This is a genomic window from Exiguobacterium sp. TNDT2, assembly GCF_003331145.1.
Classification (GTDB): Bacteria; Bacillota; Bacilli; order Exiguobacteriales; family Exiguobacteriaceae; genus Exiguobacterium.
Window position 1 is genome coordinate 236840 of sequence record NZ_QLVE01000001.1, and the last position, 24533, is coordinate 261372.

At 51.6% G+C, this 24533-nt stretch carries 29 protein-coding genes and 1 pseudogene; 12 read left to right on the forward strand and 18 right to left on the reverse strand.

Going from position 1 to position 24533, the window contains the following annotated elements:
• Positions 1–19: 19 nt before the first annotated feature.
• The 4 genes from DPV68_RS01270 to DPV68_RS01285 all read right to left on the reverse strand — a co-directional run bounded on the left by DPV68_RS01270 (position 20) and on the right by DPV68_RS01285 (position 3459).
• Positions 20–682 (reverse strand): methionine ABC transporter permease, encoded by a 663-nt coding sequence (locus DPV68_RS01270; RefSeq protein WP_114165041.1) that lies wholly within the window; start codon positions 680–682, stop codon positions 20–22.
• Entirely contained in the window at positions 675–1421 is a 747-nt protein-coding gene (locus DPV68_RS01275; protein WP_114165042.1) for a methionine ABC transporter ATP-binding protein, read from the reverse strand. The genes DPV68_RS01270 and DPV68_RS01275 overlap by 8 nt, the downstream gene beginning before the upstream one ends.
• Positions 1422–1535: 114 nt before the next feature.
• On the reverse strand, positions 1536–2282 hold the full coding sequence (locus DPV68_RS01280) for a hypothetical protein (RefSeq protein ID WP_114165043.1): 747 nt from the start codon (positions 2280–2282) through the stop codon (positions 1536–1538).
• Positions 2283–2373: 91 nt separating this feature from the next.
• A complete protein-coding gene (locus DPV68_RS01285; RefSeq protein ID WP_114165044.1) occupies positions 2374–3459 on the reverse strand; it encodes a DUF4236 domain-containing protein in 1086 nt (361 codons plus the stop codon).
• 126 nt (positions 3460–3585) lie between these two features.
• On the opposite strand from DPV68_RS01285, the gene DPV68_RS01290 reads away from it, so the two are divergent.
• Positions 3586–4014, forward strand: coding sequence for a MarR family winged helix-turn-helix transcriptional regulator (locus tag DPV68_RS01290; protein WP_058765235.1), 429 nt, complete (start codon positions 3586–3588; stop codon positions 4012–4014).
• Between the two features lie 106 nt (positions 4015–4120).
• On the forward strand, positions 4121–4645 hold the full coding sequence (locus tag DPV68_RS01295; RefSeq protein ID WP_114165045.1) for a CarD family transcriptional regulator: 525 nt from the start codon (positions 4121–4123) through the stop codon (positions 4643–4645).
• A 30-nt stretch (positions 4646–4675) separates the two neighbouring features.
• On the opposite strand, the gene DPV68_RS01300 is transcribed toward DPV68_RS01295, so the two are convergent.
• The 3 genes from DPV68_RS01300 to mqo all read right to left on the reverse strand — a co-directional run bounded on the left by DPV68_RS01300 (position 4676) and on the right by mqo (position 7484).
• Positions 4676–5368, reverse strand: coding sequence for a hypothetical protein (locus DPV68_RS01300; protein ID WP_114165046.1), 693 nt, complete (start codon positions 5366–5368; stop codon positions 4676–4678).
• A gap of 11 nt (positions 5369–5379) precedes the next feature.
• The gene (locus tag DPV68_RS01305) at positions 5380–5868 is read right to left on the reverse strand and encodes a hypothetical protein (RefSeq protein ID WP_114165047.1); all 489 of its coding nucleotides are present in this window, start codon (positions 5866–5868) and stop codon (positions 5380–5382) included.
• A 116-nt stretch (positions 5869–5984) separates the two neighbouring features.
• Complete coding sequence (gene mqo / locus DPV68_RS01310; RefSeq protein ID WP_114165048.1) at positions 5985–7484, reverse strand: malate dehydrogenase (quinone); 1500 nt, start codon at positions 7482–7484, stop codon at positions 5985–5987.
• A gap of 162 nt (positions 7485–7646) precedes the next feature.
• Here mqo and DPV68_RS01315 point away from each other — a divergent pair, with 162 nt between their 5' ends.
• Positions 7647–8117 carry a DUF2691 family protein gene (locus DPV68_RS01315; RefSeq protein WP_232819449.1) on the forward strand — a complete coding sequence of 157 codons (471 nt, stop codon included), beginning with the start codon at positions 7647–7649 and terminating at the stop codon, positions 8115–8117.
• 32 nt (positions 8118–8149) lie between these two features.
• Complete coding sequence (locus DPV68_RS01320) at positions 8150–8701, forward strand: histidine phosphatase family protein (RefSeq protein ID WP_114165050.1); 552 nt, start codon at positions 8150–8152, stop codon at positions 8699–8701.
• 48 nt (positions 8702–8749) lie between these two features.
• Here DPV68_RS01320 and DPV68_RS01325 read toward each other — a convergent pair whose 3' ends face one another.
• The 4 genes from DPV68_RS01325 to DPV68_RS01340 form a co-directional block, all read right to left on the reverse strand.
• Positions 8750–9613 carry a DegV family protein gene (locus DPV68_RS01325; protein WP_114165051.1) on the reverse strand — a complete coding sequence of 288 codons (864 nt, stop codon included), beginning with the start codon at positions 9611–9613 and terminating at the stop codon, positions 8750–8752.
• 89 nt (positions 9614–9702) lie between these two features.
• Positions 9703–10215, reverse strand: coding sequence for a methylated-DNA--[protein]-cysteine S-methyltransferase (locus tag DPV68_RS01330; RefSeq protein WP_114165052.1), 513 nt, complete (start codon positions 10213–10215; stop codon positions 9703–9705).
• Entirely contained in the window at positions 10202–11101 is a 900-nt protein-coding gene (locus DPV68_RS01335; protein WP_114165053.1) for a DNA-3-methyladenine glycosylase family protein, read from the reverse strand. The genes DPV68_RS01330 and DPV68_RS01335 overlap by 14 nt, the downstream gene beginning before the upstream one ends.
• Positions 11058–11645 carry a bifunctional transcriptional activator/DNA repair enzyme AdaA gene (locus DPV68_RS01340; protein WP_114165054.1) on the reverse strand — a complete coding sequence of 196 codons (588 nt, stop codon included), beginning with the start codon at positions 11643–11645 and terminating at the stop codon, positions 11058–11060. The genes DPV68_RS01335 and DPV68_RS01340 overlap by 44 nt, the downstream gene beginning before the upstream one ends.
• 195 nt (positions 11646–11840) lie before the next feature.
• Between DPV68_RS01340 and DPV68_RS01345 the strand changes: the two genes are divergently transcribed.
• Complete coding sequence (locus tag DPV68_RS01345; protein WP_232819443.1) at positions 11841–12416, forward strand: putative bifunctional lysylphosphatidylglycerol flippase/synthetase; 576 nt, start codon at positions 11841–11843, stop codon at positions 12414–12416.
• Positions 12417–12458: 42 nt separating this feature from the next.
• On the opposite strand, the gene DPV68_RS01350 is transcribed toward DPV68_RS01345, so the two are convergent.
• Complete coding sequence (locus tag DPV68_RS01350; protein ID WP_029596417.1) at positions 12459–12953, reverse strand: LURP-one-related/scramblase family protein; 495 nt, start codon at positions 12951–12953, stop codon at positions 12459–12461.
• A 135-nt stretch (positions 12954–13088) separates the two neighbouring features.
• Here DPV68_RS01350 and mntA point away from each other — a divergent pair, with 135 nt between their 5' ends.
• The 3 genes from mntA to DPV68_RS01365 are packed head-to-tail and all read left to right on the forward strand — an operon-like array spanning position 13089 to position 14345.
• On the forward strand, positions 13089–13496 hold the full coding sequence (mntA, locus tag DPV68_RS01355) for a type VII toxin-antitoxin system MntA family adenylyltransferase antitoxin (protein WP_114165055.1): 408 nt from the start codon (positions 13089–13091) through the stop codon (positions 13494–13496).
• The gene (gene hepT / locus DPV68_RS01360) at positions 13489–13896 is read left to right on the forward strand and encodes a type VII toxin-antitoxin system HepT family RNase toxin (protein ID WP_114165056.1); all 408 of its coding nucleotides are present in this window, start codon (positions 13489–13491) and stop codon (positions 13894–13896) included. The genes mntA and hepT overlap by 8 nt, the downstream gene beginning before the upstream one ends.
• A gap of 5 nt (positions 13897–13901) precedes the next feature.
• Positions 13902–14345, forward strand: a complete 444-nt coding sequence (locus tag DPV68_RS01365; protein ID WP_114165057.1) for a hypothetical protein — start codon at positions 13902–13904, stop codon at positions 14343–14345.
• Positions 14346–14377: 32 nt separating this feature from the next.
• Here DPV68_RS01365 and DPV68_RS01370 read toward each other — a convergent pair whose 3' ends face one another.
• Positions 14378–17152, reverse strand: a complete 2775-nt coding sequence (locus tag DPV68_RS01370; protein ID WP_114165058.1) for a glycoside hydrolase family 3 C-terminal domain-containing protein — start codon at positions 17150–17152, stop codon at positions 14378–14380.
• The gene (locus DPV68_RS01375; protein WP_232819444.1) at positions 17149–18219 is read right to left on the reverse strand and encodes an alpha/beta hydrolase; all 1071 of its coding nucleotides are present in this window, start codon (positions 18217–18219) and stop codon (positions 17149–17151) included. The genes DPV68_RS01370 and DPV68_RS01375 overlap by 4 nt, the downstream gene beginning before the upstream one ends.
• A 114-nt stretch (positions 18220–18333) precedes the next feature.
• Between DPV68_RS01375 and DPV68_RS01380 the strand changes: the two genes are divergently transcribed.
• Together DPV68_RS01380 and DPV68_RS01385 are read left to right on the forward strand one after the other, a co-directional pair.
• Positions 18334–18696: a hypothetical protein gene (locus DPV68_RS01380; protein WP_114165060.1), complete on the forward strand. Its 363-nt coding sequence runs from the start codon at positions 18334–18336 to the stop codon at positions 18694–18696.
• A gap of 109 nt (positions 18697–18805) precedes the next feature.
• Positions 18806–20251 carry a DEAD/DEAH box helicase gene (locus tag DPV68_RS01385; protein ID WP_114165061.1) on the forward strand — a complete coding sequence of 482 codons (1446 nt, stop codon included), beginning with the start codon at positions 18806–18808 and terminating at the stop codon, positions 20249–20251.
• A gap of 199 nt (positions 20252–20450) precedes the next feature.
• On the opposite strand, the gene DPV68_RS01390 is transcribed toward DPV68_RS01385, so the two are convergent.
• The 3 genes from DPV68_RS01390 to DPV68_RS01400 all read right to left on the reverse strand — a co-directional run bounded on the left by DPV68_RS01390 (position 20451) and on the right by DPV68_RS01400 (position 22801).
• On the reverse strand, positions 20451–20783 hold the full coding sequence (locus DPV68_RS01390) for a hypothetical protein (protein ID WP_114165062.1): 333 nt from the start codon (positions 20781–20783) through the stop codon (positions 20451–20453).
• A 121-nt stretch (positions 20784–20904) separates the two neighbouring features.
• On the reverse strand, positions 20905–22098 hold the full coding sequence (locus DPV68_RS01395) for a DUF4317 domain-containing protein (protein WP_114165063.1): 1194 nt from the start codon (positions 22096–22098) through the stop codon (positions 20905–20907).
• A gap of 229 nt (positions 22099–22327) precedes the next feature.
• Positions 22328–22801, reverse strand: coding sequence for a peptide-methionine (S)-S-oxide reductase (locus DPV68_RS01400; RefSeq protein WP_114165110.1), 474 nt, complete (start codon positions 22799–22801; stop codon positions 22328–22330).
• A gap of 84 nt (positions 22802–22885) precedes the next feature.
• Between DPV68_RS01400 and DPV68_RS01405 the strand changes: the two genes are divergently transcribed.
• Both DPV68_RS01405 and DPV68_RS01410 read left to right on the forward strand, forming a co-directional pair.
• Positions 22886–23149, forward strand: a complete 264-nt coding sequence (locus DPV68_RS01405; protein WP_114165064.1) for a hypothetical protein — start codon at positions 22886–22888, stop codon at positions 23147–23149.
• Positions 23150–23202: 53 nt separating this feature from the next.
• A pseudogene (locus DPV68_RS01410) lies at positions 23203–23574 on the forward strand (VOC family protein).
• Positions 23575–23623: 49 nt separating this feature from the next.
• Here DPV68_RS01410 and DPV68_RS01415 read toward each other — a convergent pair.
• Positions 23624–24514: a hypothetical protein gene (locus tag DPV68_RS01415; RefSeq protein ID WP_232819445.1), complete on the reverse strand. Its 891-nt coding sequence runs from the start codon at positions 24512–24514 to the stop codon at positions 23624–23626.
• Positions 24515–24533 lie beyond the last annotated feature (19 nt).

Consider the following 24533-nt stretch of genomic DNA (forward strand, 5'->3'; position numbering starts at 1 on the left):
TCCTTCTTTCTGTGTTTGATTAGCGTTTGTCGATGAGCCGCGCCACCGTCGTGCCGGTGAACTGAATCATCTGGACGAAGACGAGCATGATCAAAATCATGTACATCATCAATTCTGTCTTAAATTGTTGATAACCATAGCGGATGGCAAAGTCGCCGATGCCACCGCCCCCGACCACCCCCATGATGGTCGAGTACGAGATGAAGCTAATGATTGACGTCGTCAGCCCGAGGACGAGACCGGAACGGGCCTCGACGTATAAGAACTTGAAGATGACGTCTTTGATGGACGCCCCCATCGACACGGCCGCCTCGACGACGCCGCGCGGCACGTCAAGGAGTGACTGTTCGACGAGGCGCGAGTAATGGGCGATGGCGATGATGGCGAGCGGCACGGTTGCCGCCGCCGTCCCGATGGCCGTTCCGATGATGAGCCGCGTAAATGGAATCAAAAACACGACGAGTAATAGGAACGGGAACGAGCGGACGATATTGACGACCAAGTTGAGCACGGAGAAGACGGCCCCATTCTCGAGCAGCTGTCCTTTTCGTGACAAGTAGAGCCATGTCCCGAGCGGCAGGCCGAGGATGACGGCCGCGAGAATCGAGACACCGACCATGATGAACGTCTCCCCGATCGATTGCCAAATCTCAGTCTGATATTGCAGAAGCACCTCAGGCATGTGGCTCACCTGCCTTCTTCAGTTGATCGACGAACCAGGACGGATTGTCGTCGATGTCTGCCACACCAGTTGGAATGACGTCAATCGTCTCATACACCGAACCGTCCGTCATGACGGTCACGCGGTCGCACACTTGTTTGATGACGTCCATCTCATGCGTCACGATGACGATGGTGACGCCGAGCCGCTCGTTAATCGACTTCAACACGCCTAGCACTTCGGCCGTCGTGTTCGGGTCGAGCGACGACGTCGGCTCATCACACAACAAGACGTGCGGTTCGTTCGCGAGCGCGCGGGCGATGGCGACGCGCTGTTTCTGCCCGCCGCTGAGCTGCGCCGGGTATTTATCTTTGAACGACTCGAGCCCTACGAAACGAAGACACTCGAGCACCCGGGTCTCATGCGTCTCCCGCGGCCGGCCAGCCAGCTTCAGTGAGGCGGCCACATTGTCATAGACGGTCTTGTTCGCGACGAGATTAAACTGTTGGAAAATCATGCCGATGACGTGCCGCTTCTCACGTAGCTGTCGACTCGATAAGCTCGTCAACTCGTCCCCATCGACCGTGACTTGCCCTGTATCCGGTGTCTCGAGCAGGTTCATCAACCGGAGCAGTGTCGACTTGCCGGCCCCGCTCGCGCCGATGATGCCATATACCTCGCCCCGCTCGATTTGAAGCGAGACGTCACGGACCACTGCGTCGCGGCCGAACTGTTTGCTGACATTCGTTAACGTGATCATAGACGGTTCCTTTCTATTGTTTTGGAAAAGAATGATAACCGTTTTCCATTTTAGCGAACTAAAGGAAGATTGTCAGTTGAAGTGCTTCACAAAAAAGAACCGCACGGTGGCGGCTCACTTCAGCGGATGTTGTTTGAAATGCTCGGCGATATGACGTCGCATCGATTCGCGGTTCTCGGCAAAGATGCGATGCCGGTGGCCGTTCCCTCCGGATGGATGTGGAAATCCGCTCACGACGCGTTCCGGCGCGATGATGCCCTTGTCGACGAGCGTCTCGACGGCCCGACGGACGTTAATCCCCATCGGTAAGATGAGCGCATCCTCGAGGACGGCCATTTCTTCGGCGAAGCTGCCTTCGACATAAGACCGGAATAAATCCGTCCTCAACATGTCCGGGCTCGACCCGTTGTAATTCTTCCCTTTATAGAAGACGGGATACGGCAACACCGCCGTATTCTGCACAAGATGGTTCGCCTCGCCGAACAAGTCGAGCGTCGTCGGGATCCCGAGGTGGTGATGTAGATCCAAGTCGTCGAGCATCGTCACCAAGTTCTTGCGAATCGGTCCGGAAAAGCTGCCCCGTTGTTTGACGGCTCGGAGCGCCTCCTCGTCGGGCGCGTCCGCCAAGTCGCGGATGGCCTCGAACGATTGCCGCATTTGATACAGGCCTGGCGTAATCCCGGCGATGACGACTTTGGCCTGCGGGTTAACGTATTCGAACGGTGCATAGTAAATCGTGAGTTGCTTGTTCGGGTCCTCTTCAATGAGAAATGTCTCGCTCTTCAATGTTGCTTCTTCTAAGTCTTTTAGTTCGATGATCTTTTCCTTATATGCGTGAAAATGGTCGGTTCTCGTAGGCATAAAGCATCTTCCTTTCCCTTAATCCAGTACGATTAACAAACTCAAGAGTATGACATAGTCTGACTAGAGAAGACAGTGTAATGAGTCATAGTCAAGCTTGGATCATCTCGACAGGGGCAAACCCTTTTGTTTTTCGAAAGTTCATCCGATACGTGAACTGTTCGAGCGCGTCGGACGGGTCTACCCGTGACATATTCATCTGTTCAAGTGTTTGTCGGTCATATTGGACGGCAAGGATCAACACGTCTTCTTCATGGCCGGTGCTCGTGTTCAACTGCTTTTCATAAGCTTGAACATAGACGACTTCCACCGGTAGCAACGCAAACATTTCCCGGGCAATTCGTAACGCCGCCCCACAGACATAGTCTTGATATAGGTCATAATAAGCGGTCTTTGTCATCGCTCTTTCAGAGAGCTTTCCCGTCTTTGTCAGGCTGTATGCCGTTGTCGGGATTGCTTCTTGCGCATTAACATCGAAAGCGACTTGCACGATTTCCGGTGAGGCGACATTGCATTCAAATCCGCTTCCGAACTCGAGCAAATCCTCAAACGGCTGAAGCGACTCGATGACGTCATAATACGTATCGACTTCGCCGAGCAGGACGCGCTTCGCCAATGCATTCGCTTCACGCCATTCTTCGTAACGCGTCCGGTCAGCTTCAGCCGCTGCATATACGTCTTGTTCTAGACGTTGTCGCTGCTTTGATTCTCGGTTGAACAGACGGTCAATCCAACTCGGGCGGTAGGACTCTAGTTGATCGCGGGCGCTTTGCTCATAAGGTCCAATACTATCGATTTCAAACGGCGGCTTGTGATGATACATCGCTTTCCAATCGACCGGTTCATCACTCTCTTGATGAATCGAACGCATCCGCTCGATTCGATTTTCATACAGTTCTACTTGAAGTTTGGCGTGTTCTTGTTCTGCTAGTTTCGCTTGCTCTCGTTCACGCTTTGCCAATTCATGTCGTTTTTGATGGGCTGGTGTCTTATAAGAACGCGATGTTGAATACGATAATCCCGTACCCGGAAGTCCGACCGTCGATGTCGATCGACCGCTGCTGTTGATGGTGTGCCGCAAACCGCGTGTCCCGACACTGACACCAACACCTTTTTTCCCGACGTTCATTCGAACGCCCGGCGCGATTTTGATGCTTTTGCGGAATCGTAAACCCATTTCTCATCCTCCTTTGTCATCAATCTCCTTTCTGTTACCGTATCACATCTGGAGAGATTGAACATTGACGGTCACTATCCGCTTTTGTATAGTTAGGAACGACAAAAACGAATAGGAGTGACCAATTTGACTCCAACAGAACCGACGACACGACTCCTCGATCTCCTCAGTGAGCGACATGATCAAATCCGACGCATCAGCGAACGGGCTTGGAACGAGCAACACGATATCTACATCTCCAACTCCGAATGGTACGTGCTCGCCCGGATTTATCAAACAAAACCGACCATTGCCGAAGTGACACGCAACGTCCACATCTCCCGTCAAGCGATCCATAAGCTCATCAAGAACTTGAAAGCGAAAGAACTCGTCACGGTGACCGATCATCCGACGAGTCGAAAAGATAAATGTATCGAGCTGACCGAGCTCGGGGTCCGTTGCTACGAACAGAACGAGGCACTGAAAGCCGAACTCGAACAAAAAATAGCCGATTCACTCGGTGACGACGCGTTCCGACAACTGAAAATGTTGTTGAAAGCCGACTGGAATCTGTAATCTCTCCTAACGATTAGGAGGGATTTTTTTGTGTCATATCTCACCTCAAATGTCAACCGAGTTGACATTTCGTGTCATGAACTACTATACTTGATGAAAGGAAGAGGTGATCGATTTGTTCAAAACTGGTGATTTAATCATTTATTCGACCCACGGAGTTTGCCGCATTGACGACATTTCCGACATGACGGTCGCGGGTGAGACGAAGTCGTACTATACGCTCCATCCCATCAACAACGCACAGAAGTTGCAAATCAGTATCCCCGTCGATAGTGATAAAGTGATGATGTTGACGCTCCTTGAAGCGAAAGAAGCAAAAGAGATCCTCGAATCGTTCCGCTCGCCGGGTGTCGAATGGAATCCCCATCCGAACAACCGCAATCGCGAATTCTTGAACGTCGTGCACTCGGGTAACCGTCACGACATCGCTCAAGTCATCAACACGCTTGCTCGTCGCCAAAGCGAAGCGCTCGCGTTGAACAAAAAGTTATATGAACAGGATCGTAAGATTCTAGAGAACGCTAAAACGATCCTCGTGAAAGAACTTTCGCTCGCGCTTGAATTATCGGAAGAAATCATCGATCAACAAATTGCTGCTTATTTGAGCGAAGAACCTGTCGCCACTACTTGATTGGCCCCTTCCGTGCGAAGAGGTCTTTTTTTACTGTTCAAAGACGGACAGCACCTGTTCTTTCAGCGGTTGGAAGCTATGTCCGACATGTCCGTGGTACATAAAATGCTTGGAGCAGAAAATCGTCCCGATTGTTCCATCTTCGTACGTAAAAGTAATTGGGTCGGCTGCAATCCAGTCCACTAATCGCACGTTCGAATCGAAGGTTACGGATGGGTTTAGTTTTTCTATTTCCAAAAACGTCAGCAATTCGCCAAGTGCTTGCTTACTGTGGACAATCAACACACTAGGTTTGTAGTGGAAGAAAACCCTTTTGAAGATTTGTGCACCGTATACTGCCGCTTGTTTGTTTTTTGGTAAAGACAAGCATTTTGCAGATTTTGTAGGCCATGCATTCACATTCGTTTCAATCACTTCAATCACTCCATGAGACTTGGCTTCCAAATCTCTCACGAATTCGTTCAATCCGATTCTCGTCCTAGAGAGCGACGACTTGCCGTCTCGGATTCGAACCTCTTGCATCCGTTCCATAAATCGACTTCGATTATAAAGAAGCTCGATGTATTCGTTCATATCTTGAAAATCCGCTCGTTTCATCGGTGTGGCCGGATTGATTCCTACGATAAACACATTCCCTCTCGACGTTTTAGACTTTGCAAGGAGTGGTCTAAAGTATACATCTTCTCCCTCTAATTGAACCCATTGCTTCAAGTCCTTCGGCACAATGTTCCTCCTCACTCCGTCTCGACAATGACATCTTCCGCGAGCCCTGTATTATTAATTTTCTTGTATTGCTCATACACATCCGCCACATCAACGAGCTCTTCGGGATCCACAAGCAATGTTTTCGACCCTTTTTCAATCAAGAGAAGTGGATGTTCTTTGAATTTGATTTGTTCAACCACATCATTCGCATGTGAGATTAGAAGCGTCTCTGTTGTCGGCCTCATGCAACGCACTTCCCAGCGGTCGAGCCATTCTAACACTTGTCTCGTTTCCCATTCGACATCGAACAGGATAGCGACCAGGATATAGTGTCCAGCGTTCCTCATCAAGACTGCGAAGCAATCGTCCAACTGGATACATTCCGTCTGTGCCGTCTCCATATGATCTTCATAGTTGGGAAGCACACAATATTCGAAGCAATCCGGATACTTTCGAAGTTGGTCGACGTAGTCACCGTATTTCTTACGCTCCCACTTAGAAAGAATGATTCTATCCATATAACCCCTCCTATTCTTATGTAGACCTCTACTTATTTTTAACCAATATATGGATTAATTGTCTTACAACAAAAAAGAAAAAGCGAGAATATGAACATATCCTCGCTTGCACTCGCTTAATTGTAGACGACGCCTTTCTCTTTTAGGCCGAGCGCCATCGCTGTCGATTCTTGAATCGTCTTGAACAGTTCAGGGTGATCCGAGAGCGAGACGCCATAAGACGGCACCATCTCTTTGATTTTCGGTTCCCATTCCGGCATCCGATTCGGGAAACACTGCTCGAGCACTTTTAACATGACGTGCACGGCCGTTGAGGCACCCGGTGACGCACCAAGAAGGGCTGCGACCGATCCGTCTTCGGCGCTGACGACTTCCGTTCCGAACTGGAGCGTCCCTTTGCCGTCCGGCGTATCTTTAATGACTTGGACACGTTGTCCGGCGACGACGATTTCCCAGTCTTCGTTCTTCGCGGTCGGAATGAATTCACGGAGCTCGTCCATTCGTTTGTCATGCGACAAGAGCACCTGCTCAATCAAATATTTCGTGAGCGGCATCTCTTTCGCCCCTGCTGCGAGCATCGTCACGACGTTGTACGGTTTGACCGATTGGATGAGGTCGAGGTTCGAGCCTGTCTTCAAGAACTTCGGCGTAAATCCTGCGAACGGTCCAAACAGCAACTCTTTGCGCCCTTCGATGAAGCGCGTGTCGAGGTGCGGCACCGACATCGGCGGTGCACCGACTTTCGCTTTGCCGTATACTTTCGCGTTGTGCTGTTCGATGACGTCACGGTTCTTACAGACGAGGAACAGACCACTGACCGGGAATCCACCGATATGCTTCGACTCCGGGATGCCCGTCTTTTGGAGGAGTGGCAGGCTACCGCCACCGCCACCGATAAACAGGAACGGCGCCGTGTGCGTCTCGATTGTGTTCGCCTCGATGTCTTTCACTTTCACTTCCCATAGCCCGTTGTCCAACCGTTTGACGTCTTCGACGCTATGCTTATAATTGACCTCGACGCCTTGGCCGGTCAAATGGTCGAACAGCATCCGTGTGAGCGCGCCGAAGTTGACGTCGGTACCTGAATCGATTTTCGTCGCCGCAATCGGCTCATCGACGGAACGACCTTCCATGACGATCGGCATCCAGTCACGGAGCTGTTCCGGGTCATCCGATAAGACCATCCCTTCGAACAACGGATTTTTTGTGAGCGCTTCCAAACGTTTCTTTAAGAAATCGATATCTTTCTCGCCTTGGACCATGCTCATATGTGGAATCGCACGGATGAACGCTTCCGGGTTTTGAATCAAGCCTTTATTGACGAGATGCGCCCAAAACTGACGCGAGATTTGGAACTGCTCGTTGACGTTGATCGCTTTCGAGATATCGAGCGTGCCATCTGGCTTCTCAGTCGTATAGTTCAACTCGCAAAGCGCGGCATGTCCCGTCCCGGCGTTGTTCCATTCGTTCGAACTCTCTTCCCCTGCACTTTCGAGCTTCTCAAACACTTTGACTTCCCACTCTGGTACGAGCTCTTTAAAGAGCGCCCCGAGTGTCGCACTCATGATCCCTGCACCAATCAAAATGACGTCTGTTCTCTTTTGAACACTGCTCATGAAAACCCCATCCTTCTCCCCTGAATTTGTGTATGAGACGATTCAGTAAATCCCCATTCGCCGACTCGCCCCGTTTATAATTGTTATATTGATTATAACGCTTTTGTGATGTTTGATAAGGGTTAAGTACGGATTTCATCCATGAAACTTTTGAAGGGGGGGATGCACTCCGTGAAGCGCGGCATCCGTTTTAAAATCTCGAATACATATGGACGCTTTCTGGCCGACATGTTAAGTCCCATCGATATTACCTCTTACAGTTGGTTCGTTGGCGGTGAGGAATCATATCGTGTGAAGAACGGCGAGCTCAATCAACCTTTGTTTCCTGAAGAGACCGAGGTAGATGGCGAAACGTTTTCTCATTTGATTCATCAGGATGAGCACTATCTCATCTTCGCGAATTTAAAGGCCTTTTCGAAAGGACCGGTGAAAGACATTGAGACGTATGAGGCGTTTCGTAAGAGCAATTGTGACCTCGCCCTGCTCATCGTCGACTCCACGTTCGTCGACATGTACTGTAAGAATCAACTAATGATTGAATCACTCTATAAGCACGCCCTATCCCGTTCCTTTGAGGACGTCGCCTATTTGACCGACGCCAACGATACGAGGACGAGTTTGACCGTCTGGTAAGCACCCAACCCTATAACGAAGGAGGATCCATTATGTCTACGTTCTATCTCATCCGCCATTGCTCGGCCACCGGTCAAGAACCGGACGCCCCACTCACCGAGGCCGGCGAACAACAAGCACTCGCTCTCGCTGACTTCTTTCAAGACATTCCTGTCGATCGCATCATTTCAAGCGACTATACGCGAGCCGTCGCCTCGATGGCACCACTCGCCGGATCCAAGCAGCTGACCATCGAGACGGAGCCGAAGTTGCGCGAACGCATCCTCTCGCTCGAACCGCGCGATGATTGGTTCGAACTGCTCCGTCATTCGTTCACCGATGCCTCGTTCCGTGTGCAAGGTGCCGAGTCAGGTCAAGATGCGACGGACCGGATTTTGAGCGTCATTGATTCACTCGACGACGTAAACAGTGCGACCGTCCTCGTGACGCACGGCAACTTGCTCGCGCTACTTCTTCAACATGTGGATAACCGCTTCGACTTCGACACGTGGCGCACGCTCAGCAATCCCGACATTTATCGCCTCGAAATTGTGGATAACTCTTGGTCCGTGAATCGTGTCTGGTCCGTCCCTGCCTGTGGATAACGTTATCCACAGAAAAAGCCGTCTCATTCACGAGACGGCTTTCGTTTTTCATTTTTCCACAAAGAACATGGAGATGGCCCCAAGGCCGACATGCGTCCCGACCGAGACGCCCATCTGCATAAGGTAAATCTCACCTTCAAAGTCGGATTCGGCTTGAATCTTCGCCTTCAAGTTCTCGGCAATCTTTTGATCGGACGTATAGCCGATGATGACAAAATTGGTGATGTCCTTGTCGCAACGTTTGATGAACTCGTCCGTATAGTGCTTGAGCACTTTACGAGTTCCGCGCTCTTTGGCGACAATGGCCCCTTTGCCATTCTTCATGCTCATGATCGGTTTGACCATCAACAGCTTGCCGATGATGGCGCTAGCATTCGAGATGCGGCCGCTTTTAATCAAATGGTCCAAGTCGTCGACCGACAAGAAGTGCTTCACTTTCAGCTTATACTTCTCGTTGAAGTCAACGAGCTCCTCGAACGTCGCCCCGGCTTCACGCATCTGGGCACTCTTCATTAACAACCAGCCGCTGCCGTGGCTCATCGAACGAGAGTCGACGATATGAATCTTCGCCGTCGAATCAGGATGTGCCTCTTCGAAATATTCTTTTCCGAGCACGGCCGATTGATACGACCCGCTCGTCCCGCTCGACATACAGATGCACAGAATCTCGTCATGTCCGCTCTCGACGGCCTCTTCCATCAGCTTCATAAATGTCGCTGGGCTCGGCATCCCCGTCGTCGGGAATTCCGGTAGCGCTTCCAACATTCCGTAAAACGCATCGGGCTGGATGTCGACACGGTCCTCATACGATTTGTTGTCAATCGTGATGATGAGCGGCGCGACGCTAATCTCATATTTTGCTAAAACCTCATCGGATAAATCACACGTTGAATCTGCAAGTAACTTTATCATGGTACCCTCCAAAAATCGCTCCTAAGTGACGAGAATCGTCCTAGACCACTACATCGATTCAGACGTCACGATAGGACTTCTCCATTGTATCAGATATAGAGGGGTAGATGTTTTTTTGCCAGGCTCCAATATGCGGTTGTTTGCTCGTGTCGGAGCAGCCATTCCTTCCGCCAGAGTCCGCCCGCATAGCCCGTCAACGTCCCGTTCGATCCGATGACGCGATGGCACGGGAAGACGATACTCAATCGATTGCGCCCGTTGGCACTGCCGACGGCCCGCACGGCGCGGTCCCGGCCGAGTGTCACGGCCAATTCGCGATACGAGGTCGTCTCGGCGTATGGAATCATGACCAGTGCCTGCCACACGTCTTGTTGAAACACCGTCCCCTGTACCTCATACGGGAACGTGAACGATTGGCGGCGTCCGTTGAAGTACTCCTCGATTTCTCGGTAGCACGTTTTCAACACGTCCGGCGTCGTCTCATCCGCTTCAAAATGGACTTCATCGCGTTCGACGAACAAGATAGAGCGGATGGCCGTCTCTGTCCCGACGATTTCTAAAATTCCAATCGGACTCACATAGTCCAGTCTATACGTCTCCATACAATGACCTCCATAAATAGAATGTGGCGTATGCCTCCCACCCGGCAAACCGTTCCCCGTACTGTCTCACTTCGTCCGCTGTCAACTTGTCGCTTCGCCCGAGGTGATACTTCAACGCTTGATGCAGACCGGCGTCCGCGGCCGGGAAAGCCGTCGGGTCTTGGAAACACTTCATCCTCACATACGCGGCCGTCCACTCCCCGACACCGCGTAAGCTCAGCAACCGTTCATGGATCACGTCGGGTGGCTCGTTGCGTAACTGCTGTTTCGACAATCGTCCGTCCGTCATCTCCTGGGCGATGCCGATGATATATTCTGCTTTCCGGGTGCTGAATTGAAGCTGTCTCAGTTCACTCGGGTCGAGCAGCGCGATCGTCTCTGGGCTCGGGAACGCCCAGTACGTCACGCCGTCCACTTCCCGGGATGGTCCGTACTGCTCGACGAACCGTCGTTTCAGCGTATAGGCGAACGACAGCGTGATCTGTTGGCCGATGACGGCCCATGTGAGCGCCTCGAACAAGTCAGGGAACCCGATTAGACGTAGCCCCGCGTACTCTCGGACGAGCGGACGCAACAGTTCATCCGTCTCGGCCATCTGCACGAACGCCGCGACGTCTTGGTCGAGATCGAACCAGTCGTGGACGTAGCGCTCCACGTGTTTCTGTTCCGAGCTCGTGATGTCGTCTTCTGGGAACGCGATGACGAGGCCGTGAGCCGTCTCCATGATATTCCCTAGCAACAATCGTCCGTCCACATCGAACAGTTTGGAGACGGACGTTTCGCGGGCGACATGCATCACTTCATCGTTTGAGCGTCGTAAAAACTGCAGACATTGTTGAAAGTCAAACGGAGCGGTGACGTGAATCTCGAACGACGAGCGACTCATCGGCTCCCCCCTTTCGATACATGCTCGGTGAACAGCCTTTCCGCTCACGGAAGACGCGATAAAAGTTGGATGGGGTTTGAAAGCCGACCTCATAACAGATGGCGAGATTACTCATGTCCGTCGACCGCAACAGATGGGCTGCTTTGTCGATGCGAACTTTTTCGAGCAGACGACGCGGCGTCTCGCCCGTCGCCTGGGTGAACGTCCGCTCCACATAGAACGGGCTCAAGTTGACATGCTCGGCAATCTCCTCGAGTTTGAGCGGCCGTTTGTAATGCGTGAGCACGAACGCCGTCACGTCATGGACGAGCGCGCTCGCCGGACTACGGTCGACCTCGGGCTGACATCGTTTGCACGGCCGAAAACCGGACGACTCCGCTTCCGCTTTCGTCTCATAGAAATCGACATTCTCTCGCTTCGGTTTCCGCGAGCGGCACGAGGGACGACAGTAAATCCCGGTCGTCTTGACCGCGGTATAGAACTGTCCATCATATGTCGCGTCACAGGCGAGCACTTTCTCCCACTTCTCTTCAAACGTCAGCATCTCAGTCCCCCCTTTTGTTTTTACTGTATCAGATTGATTTTCGGTCACTCGTCCTGTTTCTTGCCCTTACAGTCTATATTCCCCCGGTTCACGAATCTCATTGATTTTGAATCCGTCTCTCCCTCTGACTCGTACTATGATTACGTGACTCGATTGAGTACACTTTAGCTAATCAAGTCAGAAGGAGTACATACGATGCAAAAGCGATTTTCCTGGAAACAACTGAAATGGTTGCTTCCATTCCTATTGATTGGATTGATTCTTTACCAGAGCGGCCAGGAGCTCCAAAACCTGTCGCTCGCCGCGGCGTTTCAAACGTTAGAGGCGTTGACGGGCTTCGAACAAATCGCCTTGATCGGACTCGGACTCGTCGCTGTTTTGACGATGACCGGCTACGACTATTTTTTACTGCGTTCGCTCGACGTCCATCTCCCGCTCTCGAAGGTGCTACGCGCGGCATGGATCACTAACGCGATGAAAGGCATGATCGGGTTCGGCGGCGTCATCGGCATCGCACTTCGGACGTCGCTGTATCGACCGTATACGGACACGTTGCGTTTGCTTCGGGCCATCGGTTGGATGACCCCGACGCTCATCAGCGGCTTGTCGCTGCTTGCCGCAGGGGTGCTATTCGGGCTCTTCCCGGCCGGTGTGCTCACCGAAACAAAACAGTGGATTTGGCCCGTGCTCCTCGCGACACTCGCCGTCCTGCCGCTCTACATCTATGTGACGCGGAAGCGGTCGAACTTGGATTGGCCGACATTGCTGTAGCGTATTTAAACAAATTTGGCGTCTTCACCTTAGATTCCTCCTTTATGTCGCCGCGCTCGCACCTGCGGCCTGGTCTGCCTTCGCACAATCGATGGCGACGACGATTGAGATGAGCATGTGCTCCATCGTCTCGTCCATCACTTGAATCTCGTAACTGTCACCCCATGACAACCATTTCTTCTGGACGCTGCCGATGACTTGGCCGTTCTGCATCACTTGGAAGTCCATGTCCCACCAATTGCCTTGCACATCGATTCCGGCCGCATCAATCGTATAACGCGGTTTGAATAACGTAAACTCTTTCGAAATCGTGACCGTCTCCTGCCCTTCGACGTCGACATAGAACTTCGGCAAGAAACTGAACGTCTTTTTCGTGATTGTCGTAATCTCGTGGCCGTCTTTGTCTGAGATCGTGAACGATTTTGGCAGCTTCATGAAACTTCCTTCGACGAAATACAAATCGTTCTCATCCGCATCTTTGATAGTGAAACGGCCGCGCAGGCTGAAAACTTTTTGTTTCATATAGAGCGTGTTCATCGTCATCCCTCCGATTCGTTGATTATTCTTTTCTCTATACGACTGTTTACCCGAATATGGTTCAATCTTTCATGATGCAAAACAACTGTTTATACCAAACGTTAACGGCGTATAATGAGAGAAGGGGGTGGGAACATGGTTTCTGACGTGATTAACCAAGCAGTCATCGAAATGATTCGACAGAAGACAGATGCGGATTTCATTTTGTTGTTCGGTTCGTTCGCAAAAGGAACAGCTCGAGATGACAGTGATGTAGACCTCGCATATTTCAGTCAGAAACGCCTCTCACCTTATGAACGATTCACATTGGGGAACGAAGTGGCCCTCTTATGCGGTCGAGACGTCGATCTGATCGACATCCGTGAAGTGGATACCGTTTTTGCCATGCAGATTTTCTCAGAGGGCATCCCTCTGCTCGTGCAGGACGAAAATGAATGGATCCGGCAACGGATCAAAGCATATCGAATGTATGCCGAGTTGAATGAACAGCGCCAAATGATAGTAAACAATATTCAATCTAGGGGAAGTGTGTTTGATGAATGATGTGATTCTAAACAAGGTGACGACAATTGAGCGTTGTATAAAACGGATTCATGAGGTCTATGAGGGAAATCCAGCGCACCTCCAAGATTTCACGAAACAAGATAGCATCATCCTCAACATTCAACGCGCATGTGAAGCGAGTATCGACATCGCGATGTACCTCGTCAGCCAAAAAAAGCTAGGGGTGCCGAAAGCGAACCGAGACGGGTTCATCATGCTCGCGGACGCAGGAATCATTGATCACGACCTAGCCAAGACGCTCATCAACATGGTTGGCTTCCGCAATGTCGCGGTTCATGACTATCAAGCGCTTCAACTAAATATTTTAGAGGCGATTCTTGAGAAACACATTGATGATTTCAAAGCGTTCACAAAAGTTATTCTCCAGTTGGATGTGTGACAATCATGGGGGAGCAAATTTCAATTGAATTAACGATTGATTCCTTAACTTATGACACCCAAATCGTTGGCAACATCGCCTTCGTCATCGATTCTTATGATTATTTCCCGGGACAAGGATGGTCTGATTTCGTCGCCATCGTCTTGAACTGGTGGGTCGACAATTGTCGTGCCCTTGTATTTGCGCCGTTGAGTGAGACATACTCATTTCAGTTCATGGACGGCCCGGTCCAGATAGCCGCTAAAAAAGTGACCGCCGCAGACGTCGAGCTCACATTTGTAGAAGATGGTCATCCTAAGACGCGTATGGGGACTGTATCGCTTGAGGAATTGAAACACGCACTCATCAAAGCGACACGTCAGTTCATCAACGCCGCGGACCGAAACGGATGGCAGAACGAGGAGGTTGAACAGCTCCGTCACGCCAACAAAGCTCTTCAGGCATACTAAAACGCCGCCTCGTTCCCGAGGCGGCTCTTTCATTATCCATTTTTCATGCTGAACGAGTCGACGAGCGTGAACGTGATGTCCTTCACGTCGAGACCACCGAGCGCGAAGTAGAGCTGCAAGTAGTTGTGTTGGTTCAAGAAGAATACTTGCTTCGTCTGCGTCACCCATTCCCCGTCCGTGCCGTTGAACGTGAACGTCGGGCCCGGGATGTTGTTCGCGAACAACGTGACCGGCATCTGGGCGAGTTCGCCCGCGTCTGATTTGGCCGTGATCGTCACGTCGTACGTGCCCGTCTCATCGACCGAGACGGCAAAGACGTGCGTGTTCCCGGTCGATGTGTCGGCGTCACTCAGGCTGACGCTCTCCCCGTTTTCAAGATGGCGATACGTCACATCGAAGTCGAGTGCTTGTCCAGCTTCCTCGTCGAGCCCGATCACTTCGACCGTGCCGTCATGAATACCGAGTTCTCGTTCCATCGCCGGTGACTGTAAGACGAAACGACAGATGTTCGTCGCACTCCGGAGTAGTTCCCCACGCGTCAACCTCCCATCAGCGAGCGCTGCGCCCGTGTTGTCATCGAACGAGTTTGTGTCCGGACGGTCGACGACCATATACAAGTCGTTTTGCGACTGGACCATCGCCGCCGTGTTCTGACGGTTCGCCAGCTCGTCTTCCTGATGGTTCACTTTCGCCCACCAGTCGGTCATGACGATGCCGTTAAAGCCCCATTCGTCACGGAGGATGCGCGTGTTCTGATCATATAATCCGGCCGTCCAGATGCCGTTGACGGCGCCATACGTCGTCATAATCGATGTCGCCTTGCCTTCTTTGACGGCCATCTCGAACCCTTTCAAGTAAATCTCGCGCAGCGCCCGCTCCGAGACGATGGAATCGATATCGTGACGGTGCGCCTCTTGGTTGTTGGCGCTGAAGTGTTTGAGCGTTCCCGTCACGCCGACGCGATGCATCCCATTCAATTGGGCAATCGCCATTTTACCGGTCACGTGCGGGTCTTCCGAGAAGTACTCGAAGTTCCGGCCGTTCAACGGGTTGCGGTGGATGTTCATCCCTGGTCCGAGGAGCGTATCGACGCGATTTTTCCGCATCTCAAGTCCCGTCATCTCGAACAGGTCTTCCACCAATTGAATGTTGAACGTCGAGGCGAGGAGCGTTCCGTTTGGAAGGGCAAACGCCTTCGTTCCGATGTCCATCCGGATGCCGGACGGACCGTCCGCGCAACATGCCGCTGGGATGCCGAGTTCGTTCAAGCGGTCCGATACTCCACCAAAAGCGGCGGCCGTCCCCGGTGTCACGCGCGGCGAGTTCATCCCTTGTCCACGCACGATACAGGCGAGTTCCTCATCCGTCAACTGATCGAGGAACGCATCGAGCTCGACCTTGCCCGCATAAACGTCCTTCAATGTTAAGCCGTTGTCACCGGCATAGTCGCGCGTGACCGGACGTTCGGCGAGGTAACGCGCCTCGACATCGACCGCACGGAGCGGCGTCGGCACGTATTTGACCAAATAGCCATTCTCGCCAGCGACCGGTTTGATGCGGTCGAACGGAGTGATCGGGGCCATGTTCTCGCTGAGCTTCTCAATGACTTGAAGCGAATCCACATTATACGTAAATACAGGTCGCGCCGTGCGGACGTCGGTCCCGAGGTGAAGCTCGTATGTGCCGGCCTCGAGAACGAAGCTTGATACGTGTCCTGTCGCTCCGTTATCGTCATAGCTCGCGAAGTCCGTGATCGGGACACTGAGTGTGAGCATCGTCCGTTCCCCCGGTGCGAGTGTGCCCGTCTTATCAAAGGTGACGAGTGAACGCGCCGGGTTCCCGAGCACACCTTGCGGCTTCTCGACGTACAGCTGGACGACTTCTTTTCCATCGACCGCGCCTGTGTTCGTCACCTCGATGGTCACCGTGATCACGCTGTCCTGTTCACTCGCCGTCAAGACGTCGGTCGTAAACGTCGTATACGACAATCCGAAACCGAACGGATAGAGCACCGAATCCTTGGCGAATGTCTCGAAATAACGGTACCCGACGTAGATGTCTTCTTGGTAGATGCCCTTGTCCGCATGTCCGAAGTTTTTCGTCGATGGGTAATCCTCAATCGATTTGGCGATCGTATCGGTCAGCTTACCAGATGGCGTGACAGTACCCGTTAAGACGTCGACGAGTCCGGTCCCACCTTCTAATCCCCCTTGCCATGCGTAGAGGATTGCGCTCGGTTGATGCGCCCAGTCCATGTCGATGATATTGCCGACGTTCAAGACGACGGCGGTTTTCGCGAATTGTTTGGACACTTTCTCAATCAGCGCCTGCTCGATGTTCGTCAACAAATAGCTGCCCGGGTCGGCCGTGTTGTCCCGGTCCTCACCGGCCGTGCGTCCGATGAAGATGAGCGCCAAATCAGAAGAGCCTGCCGCTTCCGCGACGAGCTCGTCCGTCACTGCCATCTCTGGCTGTGACCACGGTTCTCCGGCCCAACCGACACCTTGGTCGAACGGATTCGCCTCGACCCATGTCTCATACGTCTTAAGAAGCGATGCGTTCAATTGAATGCCTTCTGTCGCCTGAAGCGCCTCGAGTGGACTCGTCACATGCGAGACGTTGACCATCCCACCTGACCCCGTTCCGCTCTTATAGTAGTTGAATTGACTGCGCCCGAACACGGAAACGGTCGTCCCCGCTTGAATCGGAAGCGTCGCGTGCTCGTTCTTCAAGAGGACGGCCCCTTCTGCGACGGCTGTCCGCGCCAATTGTTTATATGTATCCCAGTTCAATGTGTAGGTTTTCATCGTGTCATCTCCTTCATTCCATTTGCGATTTCAATCATGCAGTCTTCGGCTTGCGGGTAGTCACCGAGCTTGTCCATAAAGGCGTGGTCCATGCCGCGGTATTGAATCAGTCGCGTCGGTACGCCGTCGCGTGCGAGTTTCCGCGCGTACGCCTCACCTTCGAGACGAAGGTAATCGTATTCGGCCGTGATGATCAAAGCGGGTGGTAATCCGTTCACATCATCCGCGAACAACGGCGACACGAGCGGGTCGGTCAGCTCGGCCTTGCCTTGTAGATAGATTTGGTTCAACAGATTTTCTGAATCTCCGAGTGCCATGACGACGCCACGGATCAAGTCATGATGATGCTTAATCTCATAGCGGTCGAGCGTCCATTCGTAATCGTCTGTCGGAATCGACCCTAAATTGACGACCGGATAAATGAGCGCCTGGAAACGAATCATGTTCGTCCCGTTCGATCGGTCGAGTAAGCAACAAGCCGTCGCCAAGTTCCCACCGGCACTGTCGCCAGCGACTGCGATGCGCTCTTGCCGCACGTTCAGTTCGTTAGCATGTTCATAAACCCATTCGAGCGCCCGGTAACAGTCGTTCAGTCCGCCCGGAAACGGATGCTCCGGCGCGAGCCGGTAATCGACCGAGACGACGAGGGCGTTCGCTTTCTCGGCGAGCAGTTTACACGGGTTCTCGACCGTATCGAGTATCCCGCCGAAGAAGCCGCCGCCGTGAAAGAACAGGATGGCCGGTAACGTCTCTTCCGTGAGCGGCCGATATAGGCGCGCCGGGATGTCGCCGTCAGCGCTCGGAATCAAAACGTGGTCTGTCGTGATGTCCATCGTCGTCACGTCACGGTTCGGCCAGCCCATGCTGGCACGGGCAGACGTCAAGTCGAATGGCGTCTCCGGCTCGGCTGCAGCATAGCTTTGGATGACAGCCAGGACGCGCGGGTCCAAATCTCCGCTGACATCTGAATCGGGAATCGGTTTGATGATTGTTTCGACACCGTCTTGTGAGACGACCTCTCTCGTACGACTCAGCGTTTTGACGAGTCCGTCTTGTTTGTTTGCCAAGATTCGTTTTCCCCCTTCCTTATACCTACATATAAATCTTACAAGGTGATGGTTGCACCCTCATTCTTCGCATGCTACGTTTTTATGTAGATGAGTAAAGGAGCGTGTTCGATAATGTCTCGATGTGTACGTTGTCAAAAAAATCGTGAATGTGTTCAAACCGATGAATTTGGTCACTTTGGTGATCCGCTGAAGTCGTATTGTGCCGAATGTTTCGTCCATGAGGTGAAATCCGGTTTTTACCGGTACGAAATCGGTGAGTGTACGACTTGTCAGCAATCCCTTGTTCTGCAATATGATGATGAAGAAACGTTTTCGCTCGCCCAAGAAGAAGGTTTGGTCCATTATCTCTGTCCGGAACTTAAGGCAGCTTTTCTTCACCAAAACGAAACAGATATGGAACGGTTGTGGGATTCACATGATGAACTCATTTTGTATATCATCCAGCCTGATCCGATGGAGCCGGACTTTGGCTGAACCACTTCGATTCGCTTTCCTTCATGGATTCGGTCTATAATGGACTGTATTCAAATATGCTATTGAAATTTTCTGAAGCAGAAGTTTTCACTAAAGAATGAGGTTAATTATGAGTAAACAACAATTTTCTGACTATCGCCTGAGCGAAGATATCCAACGCGCACTAGGCATCATGAAATACGAATCACCGACCGAAGTCCAACAGAAAGTCATCCCGCTCGCACTCGAGCGTCAAGACTTGGTCGTCAAAGCCCAAACCGGCAGCGGGAAGACTGCAGCGTTCGGCATCCCGGTCACGGAACTCATCGAATGGGAAGAGAACAAGCCGCAAGTCTTGATTCTCACACCGACGCGCGAACTCGCCGTCCAAGTCCGTGAGGATATGACGAACATCGGTCGTTTCAAGCGCATCAAGGCGACTGCCGTTTACGGGAAAGAACCGTTCTCGAAGCAGCGTGATGAATTGAAACAGAAGACGCACGTCGTCGTCGGGACACCAGGACGCGTCATGGACCACATCGAGCGGGAGACGCTCGTCCTCGATAAAATCGATTACTTGATCATCGATGAGGCCGACGAGATGTTGAACCGCGGTTTCCTCGCTGACGTCGAGGCGATTCTTCAAGAATTGCCGCGCGATCGCGTGACAATGGTATTCTCGGCGACGTTCCCGAACGACATCGAACGTTTATGCCAAAAGCACATGAACGAACCAGTCCGTGTCGCCATCGAATCGAGCGGTGTCACCGCCTCGACAATCGAGCACCGTCTGATTGAAGTCCGCCGCGAAGACAAGCTCGCCGTGCTTCAAGATGTGACGGTCGTCGAAAATCCAGACAGCTGCCTCATTTTCTGCCGGACGAAAGAACATGTCGACACGGTGTACAGCGAACTCGACCAGGCCGGTTACTCGTGCGAGCGACTCCACGGTGGCCTCGAGCAAGAAGACCGCTTCGCCGTCATGGAAGGCTTCAAGATGGGTAACTTCCGTTATCTCGTCGCGACCGACGTCGCAGCACGTGGAATCGACGTCGATAACGTCAACCTCGTCATCAACTATGACGTGCCGATGGAAAAAGAGAGCTACGTGCACCGGACCGGACGCACAGGCCGTGCCGGCAACGCCGGAAAAGCGATCACGCTCGCGACGCCGCATGAAGGCAAGTTCGTTCGCGCCATCGAAGCGTTCATCAAGTTCGATATCCCGGAGATGGATGCACCGACTGAAAGAGAAGTCACGCGCAACCAAGCCGCGTTCGAAGAGAAGTTGAGCGGTCGACGTGTCGTTCGCAACAACAAGACGGCCCGGATTAACCAAGACATCATGAAGTTACACTTCAGCGGCGGGAAGAAGAAAAAACTCCGTGCCGTCGACTTCGTCGGTACGATCGCCAAAATCCCTGGTGTGACGGCCGACGATATCGGGATCATCACGATCAACGATCAGATGACGTACGTCGACATTTTGAACGGCAAAGGTTCACTCGTCCTGCAGGCGATGGAATCGACACCGATTAAAGGTAAAAAGCTAAAAGTTAGTAAAGCCCATAAATAAACAATCCAGGTTTCGGAGAGAATGATCTCTCCGGGCCTTTTTTGTGTTTAACCAATATTACCGAAAGCGCTTTCGATAAACTTTAAAAAAATAAGACTTATCGAGATAACGCTTTTAAGAGCATCATACTGATAACCATTTCGAAATTCAACTATCCTCACATGATTGACAAAAAAAGGTTCAGACAATTGTCTGAACCTCAGTTTTCCAAATGCAGAAAATCAATCTTGTTCTCTTGAATCGAACTATGGCTCGTTTGGAGGATGTGCTTCTCGTCCTTAACGATATACGTGTATTCCGCGTCAGGTTCTGTTAAGAACGTGACAAACAGCGTATAAGGATTCATGCTCTCAAAGCCGTCCGTTCCATATGAGATGCTTTGAATGGTGACCGCCTCGTCCGGATAGCGCAACTCCAAATGAGCCTCAAGCTCGACAACATCTTGCTCAATCTGTTGATTCACAAAATTCGGACGAATGAGATAGAATACGCCATAGCCAATGACGTACAAAACGACAAGGACTTGTAGCATATGACGCCATTTCCCGCGCAATAAAAGGGAGATGACGACCAATACTATTAAGTACAGCGACTGCCGTCATCCATTCAAAGATTTCTAAAGGGTGCACCCGCTCGCCTCCGACCGCTCAAAATCAGTCCAACAGTTCTTCCGAAATCAGTTTGAATCCTTCGATTTCCGTATCCTCTTCTAATTCGATTAACAGGCAACGTTTTCCTTTCACGTTCACTTGTCTCACGTACTTCAAGTCTTGCGGACTGATTGAGATGTTGGCGACTTTCGTATTGATTTTAATCGACTTCGACGTGTATTTCGGGACGACGCTGCTCGCCTTCATCTCATATTGCCGGTCGTCGACAACTTGTTGGAACGCCTGCTCGACTTTCTCCGTCGTCACGTCTTCGACCCCGCTCGCTTTCAAAACGATTTCGACGGTGCGGGCGTCAATCATCGGCACGCTCTCGTCCTCGTCTTCGCGCTCCGCTTCGGCGAGGATCATTTGGTTGATTTCATCGTAAACGGTAGCGAGTGTCCCCACGTTCACTTCTTCGCCGATGACGGTTTTGACGACTTCCTCGAACATCGCCTTCTCTTCGACCGCCGTCACGATCTCAGTCCCGTTCAAGACCTTCTCAATAAAGCCGAAGTCCGGTTGGTGCGCCTTCTGGGCCGCATATAAGATATGGTTGACGTCGGCCGCGTTGTCCGTGAAGCACGGGAACATGAAACCACCGATCGGTGCATCGAGCTTGATGACGGGATTGATGAAGATGTTCGACTTGAACTCTCGCTCGATATAGTCGAACACAAGCGACTGTTTTGGGAGCTCGGTCTGATTGATACTGCCGAGAATGAAGCGCGACGTCCATACTTCGTCGCGCATATCGATTTCCGTCTCCTCCGAGTGACGGCGCGTCGGCTTATTATATTTGAAGCGGATGAACGTGATGACCATATCTTTTTCGAATGGTGCGTCCTGTACCATCTTCAATGCGACCCGCTGCATCATACCGGCCCATTCTTCGATATCGTCGGTCCGAAGTGCCTCATACAACAACGTCTGCGTATGGTCGGTCTGGCCCGGCTCCGGATGTTGAAACTTCACTTCGAACAACTTCTCGTCGATTTTGCCGCCGAGCACTTTTTTGAAATTAGCGAGGAACAGCTCTTGGTGCTCCTGCTCGACAAACGGGAACGAGCGCAGCTCCTCATGGAAAATCTCGTTGCTGTCTTGGCGAATATAAATATTATAAATGTCAGCGATTTTGACCGCTTCCGCATTTAACTTGAAATGCTTGCGAATCGCCGCGATATCTTTTTGATTCATTCATCCCAACTCCTTCGTCCTTTACTACAAACCGCCTTCATTATACCAATAGTTGGTGCCTGCGCGTATGCCGGTAGTGCTAAAGCCGGGACCCTTGAGTTCGCGTCACTTACGTCGGGGCGGTCGATTGGTACACACTACTGGAGAAATCATGACGTGCGTGGCATCGCTTGCTCGTGAACGTACTCGAGCGGGCATAGCAAATGAGCCGACACGGCATCGTGTCGGCTCATCGCTTGTACTTCTCTAACAATGCTTTCGGGATATGGCAATAATCGTCTGGGTAGCGCGCGAGCCGGTCTTGATGCTCGTCCGCGCTCGGGATGTAGTTCGTGAGCGGCAACACTTCGAGTGCAATCCGGTCGACATCGTTCCGTCTGTGGATAAACGCACGGGCCGCATCCACATGACGAAGATCCTCGCTATAGACACCGGTCCGATACTTTTCGCCGACATCTTCACCTTGACGATTAACGCTATACGGGTCGATGATTTCAAATAAGTAATTCATCAAATCCTCCATCGTAACGACGCTCGGATCGAACATCGTTTTGACGCATTCGGCGTAGCCGTCATATGCTCCGTCCAGCGTATCGGTAGTCCCGTTCGCCCGTCCGGCCTCTGTTTCGATGACACCGGGTAACGTCTTGATGAACGCTTGGACGCCCCAGAGGCAGCCACCTGCTAAATAAACGGTTTCGATCAGTCTCACTCCTTGTCTGTCAGGTTTAGGTAATTCTAGTTATACTATCGTTATACATGATTATATCCAAAAAGGAGCATCATTTTGAAAACAATCAGACTCGCTCTTCTTCTATCCGCAGCACTCCATGTGATTTATGTTGTCGCCACGTTCGGAATCGGCTTCATCCGCACGCTCAATTATGAACCCGACATCATCGCCGAGGCGGATAACGTCACCATGCTTCAAAACGAGGTGACCCTCGGGACGACTGGGTCGCCATTGATCTACGTCTTCACATGGATTGGTCTTGCCGTCCTTCTGGCGCTTGGGATGTTCACCGCTCAAAGGATTCGCCAAACGCGTTAACCAAGAATACATGCGTTACACGGTTACAGATGCCACTTTAGGAGGGATATCGTTTGAATCTTATTCAGCAAATCAGACGAATCTACGTACCGGTGCACGACTTGGATCGTGCGGTCCGCTTCTACCGGGACACGCTTCAACCTCCGCTCTTATTCCAAGCTGGCCAGCTCGCCTTTTTAGAATGCAGCGGTATACGGCTCATGTTGTCGCGTCCCGAGAATGAAGATTTTGCAAAAGCGAGCTCCGTGCTATATCTCTAAGTGAACAACATCACTGAGGCGTATGAACAGCTTTTGGCGAAAGATGTTCAGTTTATCGACCAGCCGCACCTCGTCGCGAAAATGGAGAACCTCGAGACATGGATGGCTTTTTTCAAAGACTCCGAGGGTAACACGCATGCGTTGATGAACGAGATTGTTTCGTAATAGGAGCAATACGAAAAAGGAAATCTACGCTGCTGTAGATTTCCTTTTCTTATAGATAGCCAAGTCGTTTCAAATCCTCATAGACGAGAGAAGATAGGAGCGTTCTCCCCTTCCCGTTCAAATGGTCTGGATTGTGAAAGTACTCGCGCTGATGGATGAACCGTTCGTCATCCATATAGTTCAGGAACGGGACGTCCAACTCGAGCGCGGCCAGATGTTGATAAACGAGTCGGTCCATGACCGCTTGATCAAAATAGGCGTTGTAGGATGCGTGGACTGGCTCCATCGCCAACACGACGCGATACCCTTTCGCCTGACAATATGCGATGATGTCTTTCAATCGTTCCATATTTTGCTCGATGTCACGATTCTCCACGGCCTGTTTATATTGAGCTTCGACCATCTCATATTTTCGTTCCGAATAATTCTGGCCATTGTTCACCCACGGTTTATGAGACTCCCATCTGAAATCTCGAATCTCGCGCGACAGCGCCGTATACACGCTCCCACTGTTTAATGCGGGGATCGACGTGTACGTATAATAATCAAACGTACTGACCGGTTCGATGTCTTCCCGGTCCAACACCTGATAATAGTTTTCTTTCCGGCCAATCTCCGCGTTACTGAACGTGATTTGCGAGAGCGAGACGATGACGACGCCTCCCGGACGCAGATGCTCGTCGTACTGCTTCAACATCTTCAAGTCGTACTCAATCGTTTGGCTCGGCAACGCCAAATCGAGATGCGACAGACCGAGCGGTTTGAACGCATAGCCGAACATCGCATGAGACGTCCCTAAGTTGATGATATCCAACGAGGACGGATTGTCTTGGAACGCCAACACGCCGCGGTTGTTATTGTACGCCCACGACTGTTTGACAAAGTCGTTGAGCGGAATCAACAAGAGCGCAACGATGATCAACACCACTGAAATTTTCATCCATACACTTCTCATAGCC

What these genes read in the sequence shown, in the direction of transcription:
- DPV68_RS01275 (WP_114165042.1), bottom strand. Translation starts at nt 1,421, where the DNA reads ATGATCACGTTAACGAATGTCAGCAAACAGTTCGGCCGCGACGCAGTG.
- DPV68_RS01270 (WP_114165041.1), bottom strand. Translation starts at nt 682, where the DNA reads ATGCCTGAGGTGCTTCTGCAATATCAGACTGAGATTTGGCAATCGATC.
- DPV68_RS01365 (WP_114165057.1), top strand. Translation starts at nt 13,902, where the DNA reads ATGGGGGAGCAAATTTCAATTGAATTAACGATTGATTCCTTAACTTAT.
- DPV68_RS01340 (WP_114165054.1), bottom strand. Translation starts at nt 11,645, where the DNA reads ATGCTGACGTTTGAAGAGAAGTGGGAGAAAGTGCTCGCCTGTGACGCG.
- DPV68_RS01320 (WP_114165050.1), top strand. Translation starts at nt 8,150, where the DNA reads ATGTCTACGTTCTATCTCATCCGCCATTGCTCGGCCACCGGTCAAGAA.
- DPV68_RS01415 (WP_232819445.1), bottom strand. Translation starts at nt 24,514, where the DNA reads ATGAAAATTTCAGTGGTGTTGATCATCGTTGCGCTCTTGTTGATTCCG.
- DPV68_RS01345 (WP_232819443.1), top strand. Translation starts at nt 11,841, where the DNA reads ATGCAAAAGCGATTTTCCTGGAAACAACTGAAATGGTTGCTTCCATTC.
- DPV68_RS01335 (WP_114165053.1), bottom strand. Translation starts at nt 11,101, where the DNA reads ATGAGTCGCTCGTCGTTCGAGATTCACGTCACCGCTCCGTTTGACTTT.
- DPV68_RS01380 (WP_114165060.1), top strand. Translation starts at nt 18,334, where the DNA reads ATGTCTCGATGTGTACGTTGTCAAAAAAATCGTGAATGTGTTCAAACC.
- DPV68_RS01325 (WP_114165051.1), bottom strand. Translation starts at nt 9,613, where the DNA reads ATGATAAAGTTACTTGCAGATTCAACGTGTGATTTATCCGATGAGGTT.
- DPV68_RS01350 (WP_029596417.1), bottom strand. Translation starts at nt 12,953, where the DNA reads ATGAACACGCTCTATATGAAACAAAAAGTTTTCAGCCTGCGCGGCCGT.
- DPV68_RS01385 (WP_114165061.1), top strand. Translation starts at nt 18,806, where the DNA reads ATGAGTAAACAACAATTTTCTGACTATCGCCTGAGCGAAGATATCCAA.
- mntA (WP_114165055.1), top strand. Translation starts at nt 13,089, where the DNA reads ATGGTTTCTGACGTGATTAACCAAGCAGTCATCGAAATGATTCGACAG.
- DPV68_RS01315 (WP_232819449.1), top strand. Translation starts at nt 7,647, where the DNA reads ATGCACTCCGTGAAGCGCGGCATCCGTTTTAAAATCTCGAATACATAT.
- DPV68_RS01285 (WP_114165044.1), bottom strand. Translation starts at nt 3,459, where the DNA reads ATGGGTTTACGATTCCGCAAAAGCATCAAAATCGCGCCGGGCGTTCGA.
- DPV68_RS01280 (WP_114165043.1), bottom strand. Translation starts at nt 2,282, where the DNA reads ATGCCTACGAGAACCGACCATTTTCACGCATATAAGGAAAAGATCATC.
- mqo (WP_114165048.1), bottom strand. Translation starts at nt 7,484, where the DNA reads ATGAGCAGTGTTCAAAAGAGAACAGACGTCATTTTGATTGGTGCAGGG.
- DPV68_RS01305 (WP_114165047.1), bottom strand. Translation starts at nt 5,868, where the DNA reads ATGGATAGAATCATTCTTTCTAAGTGGGAGCGTAAGAAATACGGTGAC.
- DPV68_RS01390 (WP_114165062.1), bottom strand. Translation starts at nt 20,783, where the DNA reads ATGCTACAAGTCCTTGTCGTTTTGTACGTCATTGGCTATGGCGTATTC.
- DPV68_RS01330 (WP_114165052.1), bottom strand. Translation starts at nt 10,215, where the DNA reads ATGGAGACGTATAGACTGGACTATGTGAGTCCGATTGGAATTTTAGAA.
- DPV68_RS01395 (WP_114165063.1), bottom strand. Translation starts at nt 22,098, where the DNA reads ATGAATCAAAAAGATATCGCGGCGATTCGCAAGCATTTCAAGTTAAAT.
- DPV68_RS01370 (WP_114165058.1), bottom strand. Translation starts at nt 17,152, where the DNA reads ATGAAAACCTACACATTGAACTGGGATACATATAAACAATTGGCGCGG.
- hepT (WP_114165056.1), top strand. Translation starts at nt 13,489, where the DNA reads ATGAATGATGTGATTCTAAACAAGGTGACGACAATTGAGCGTTGTATA.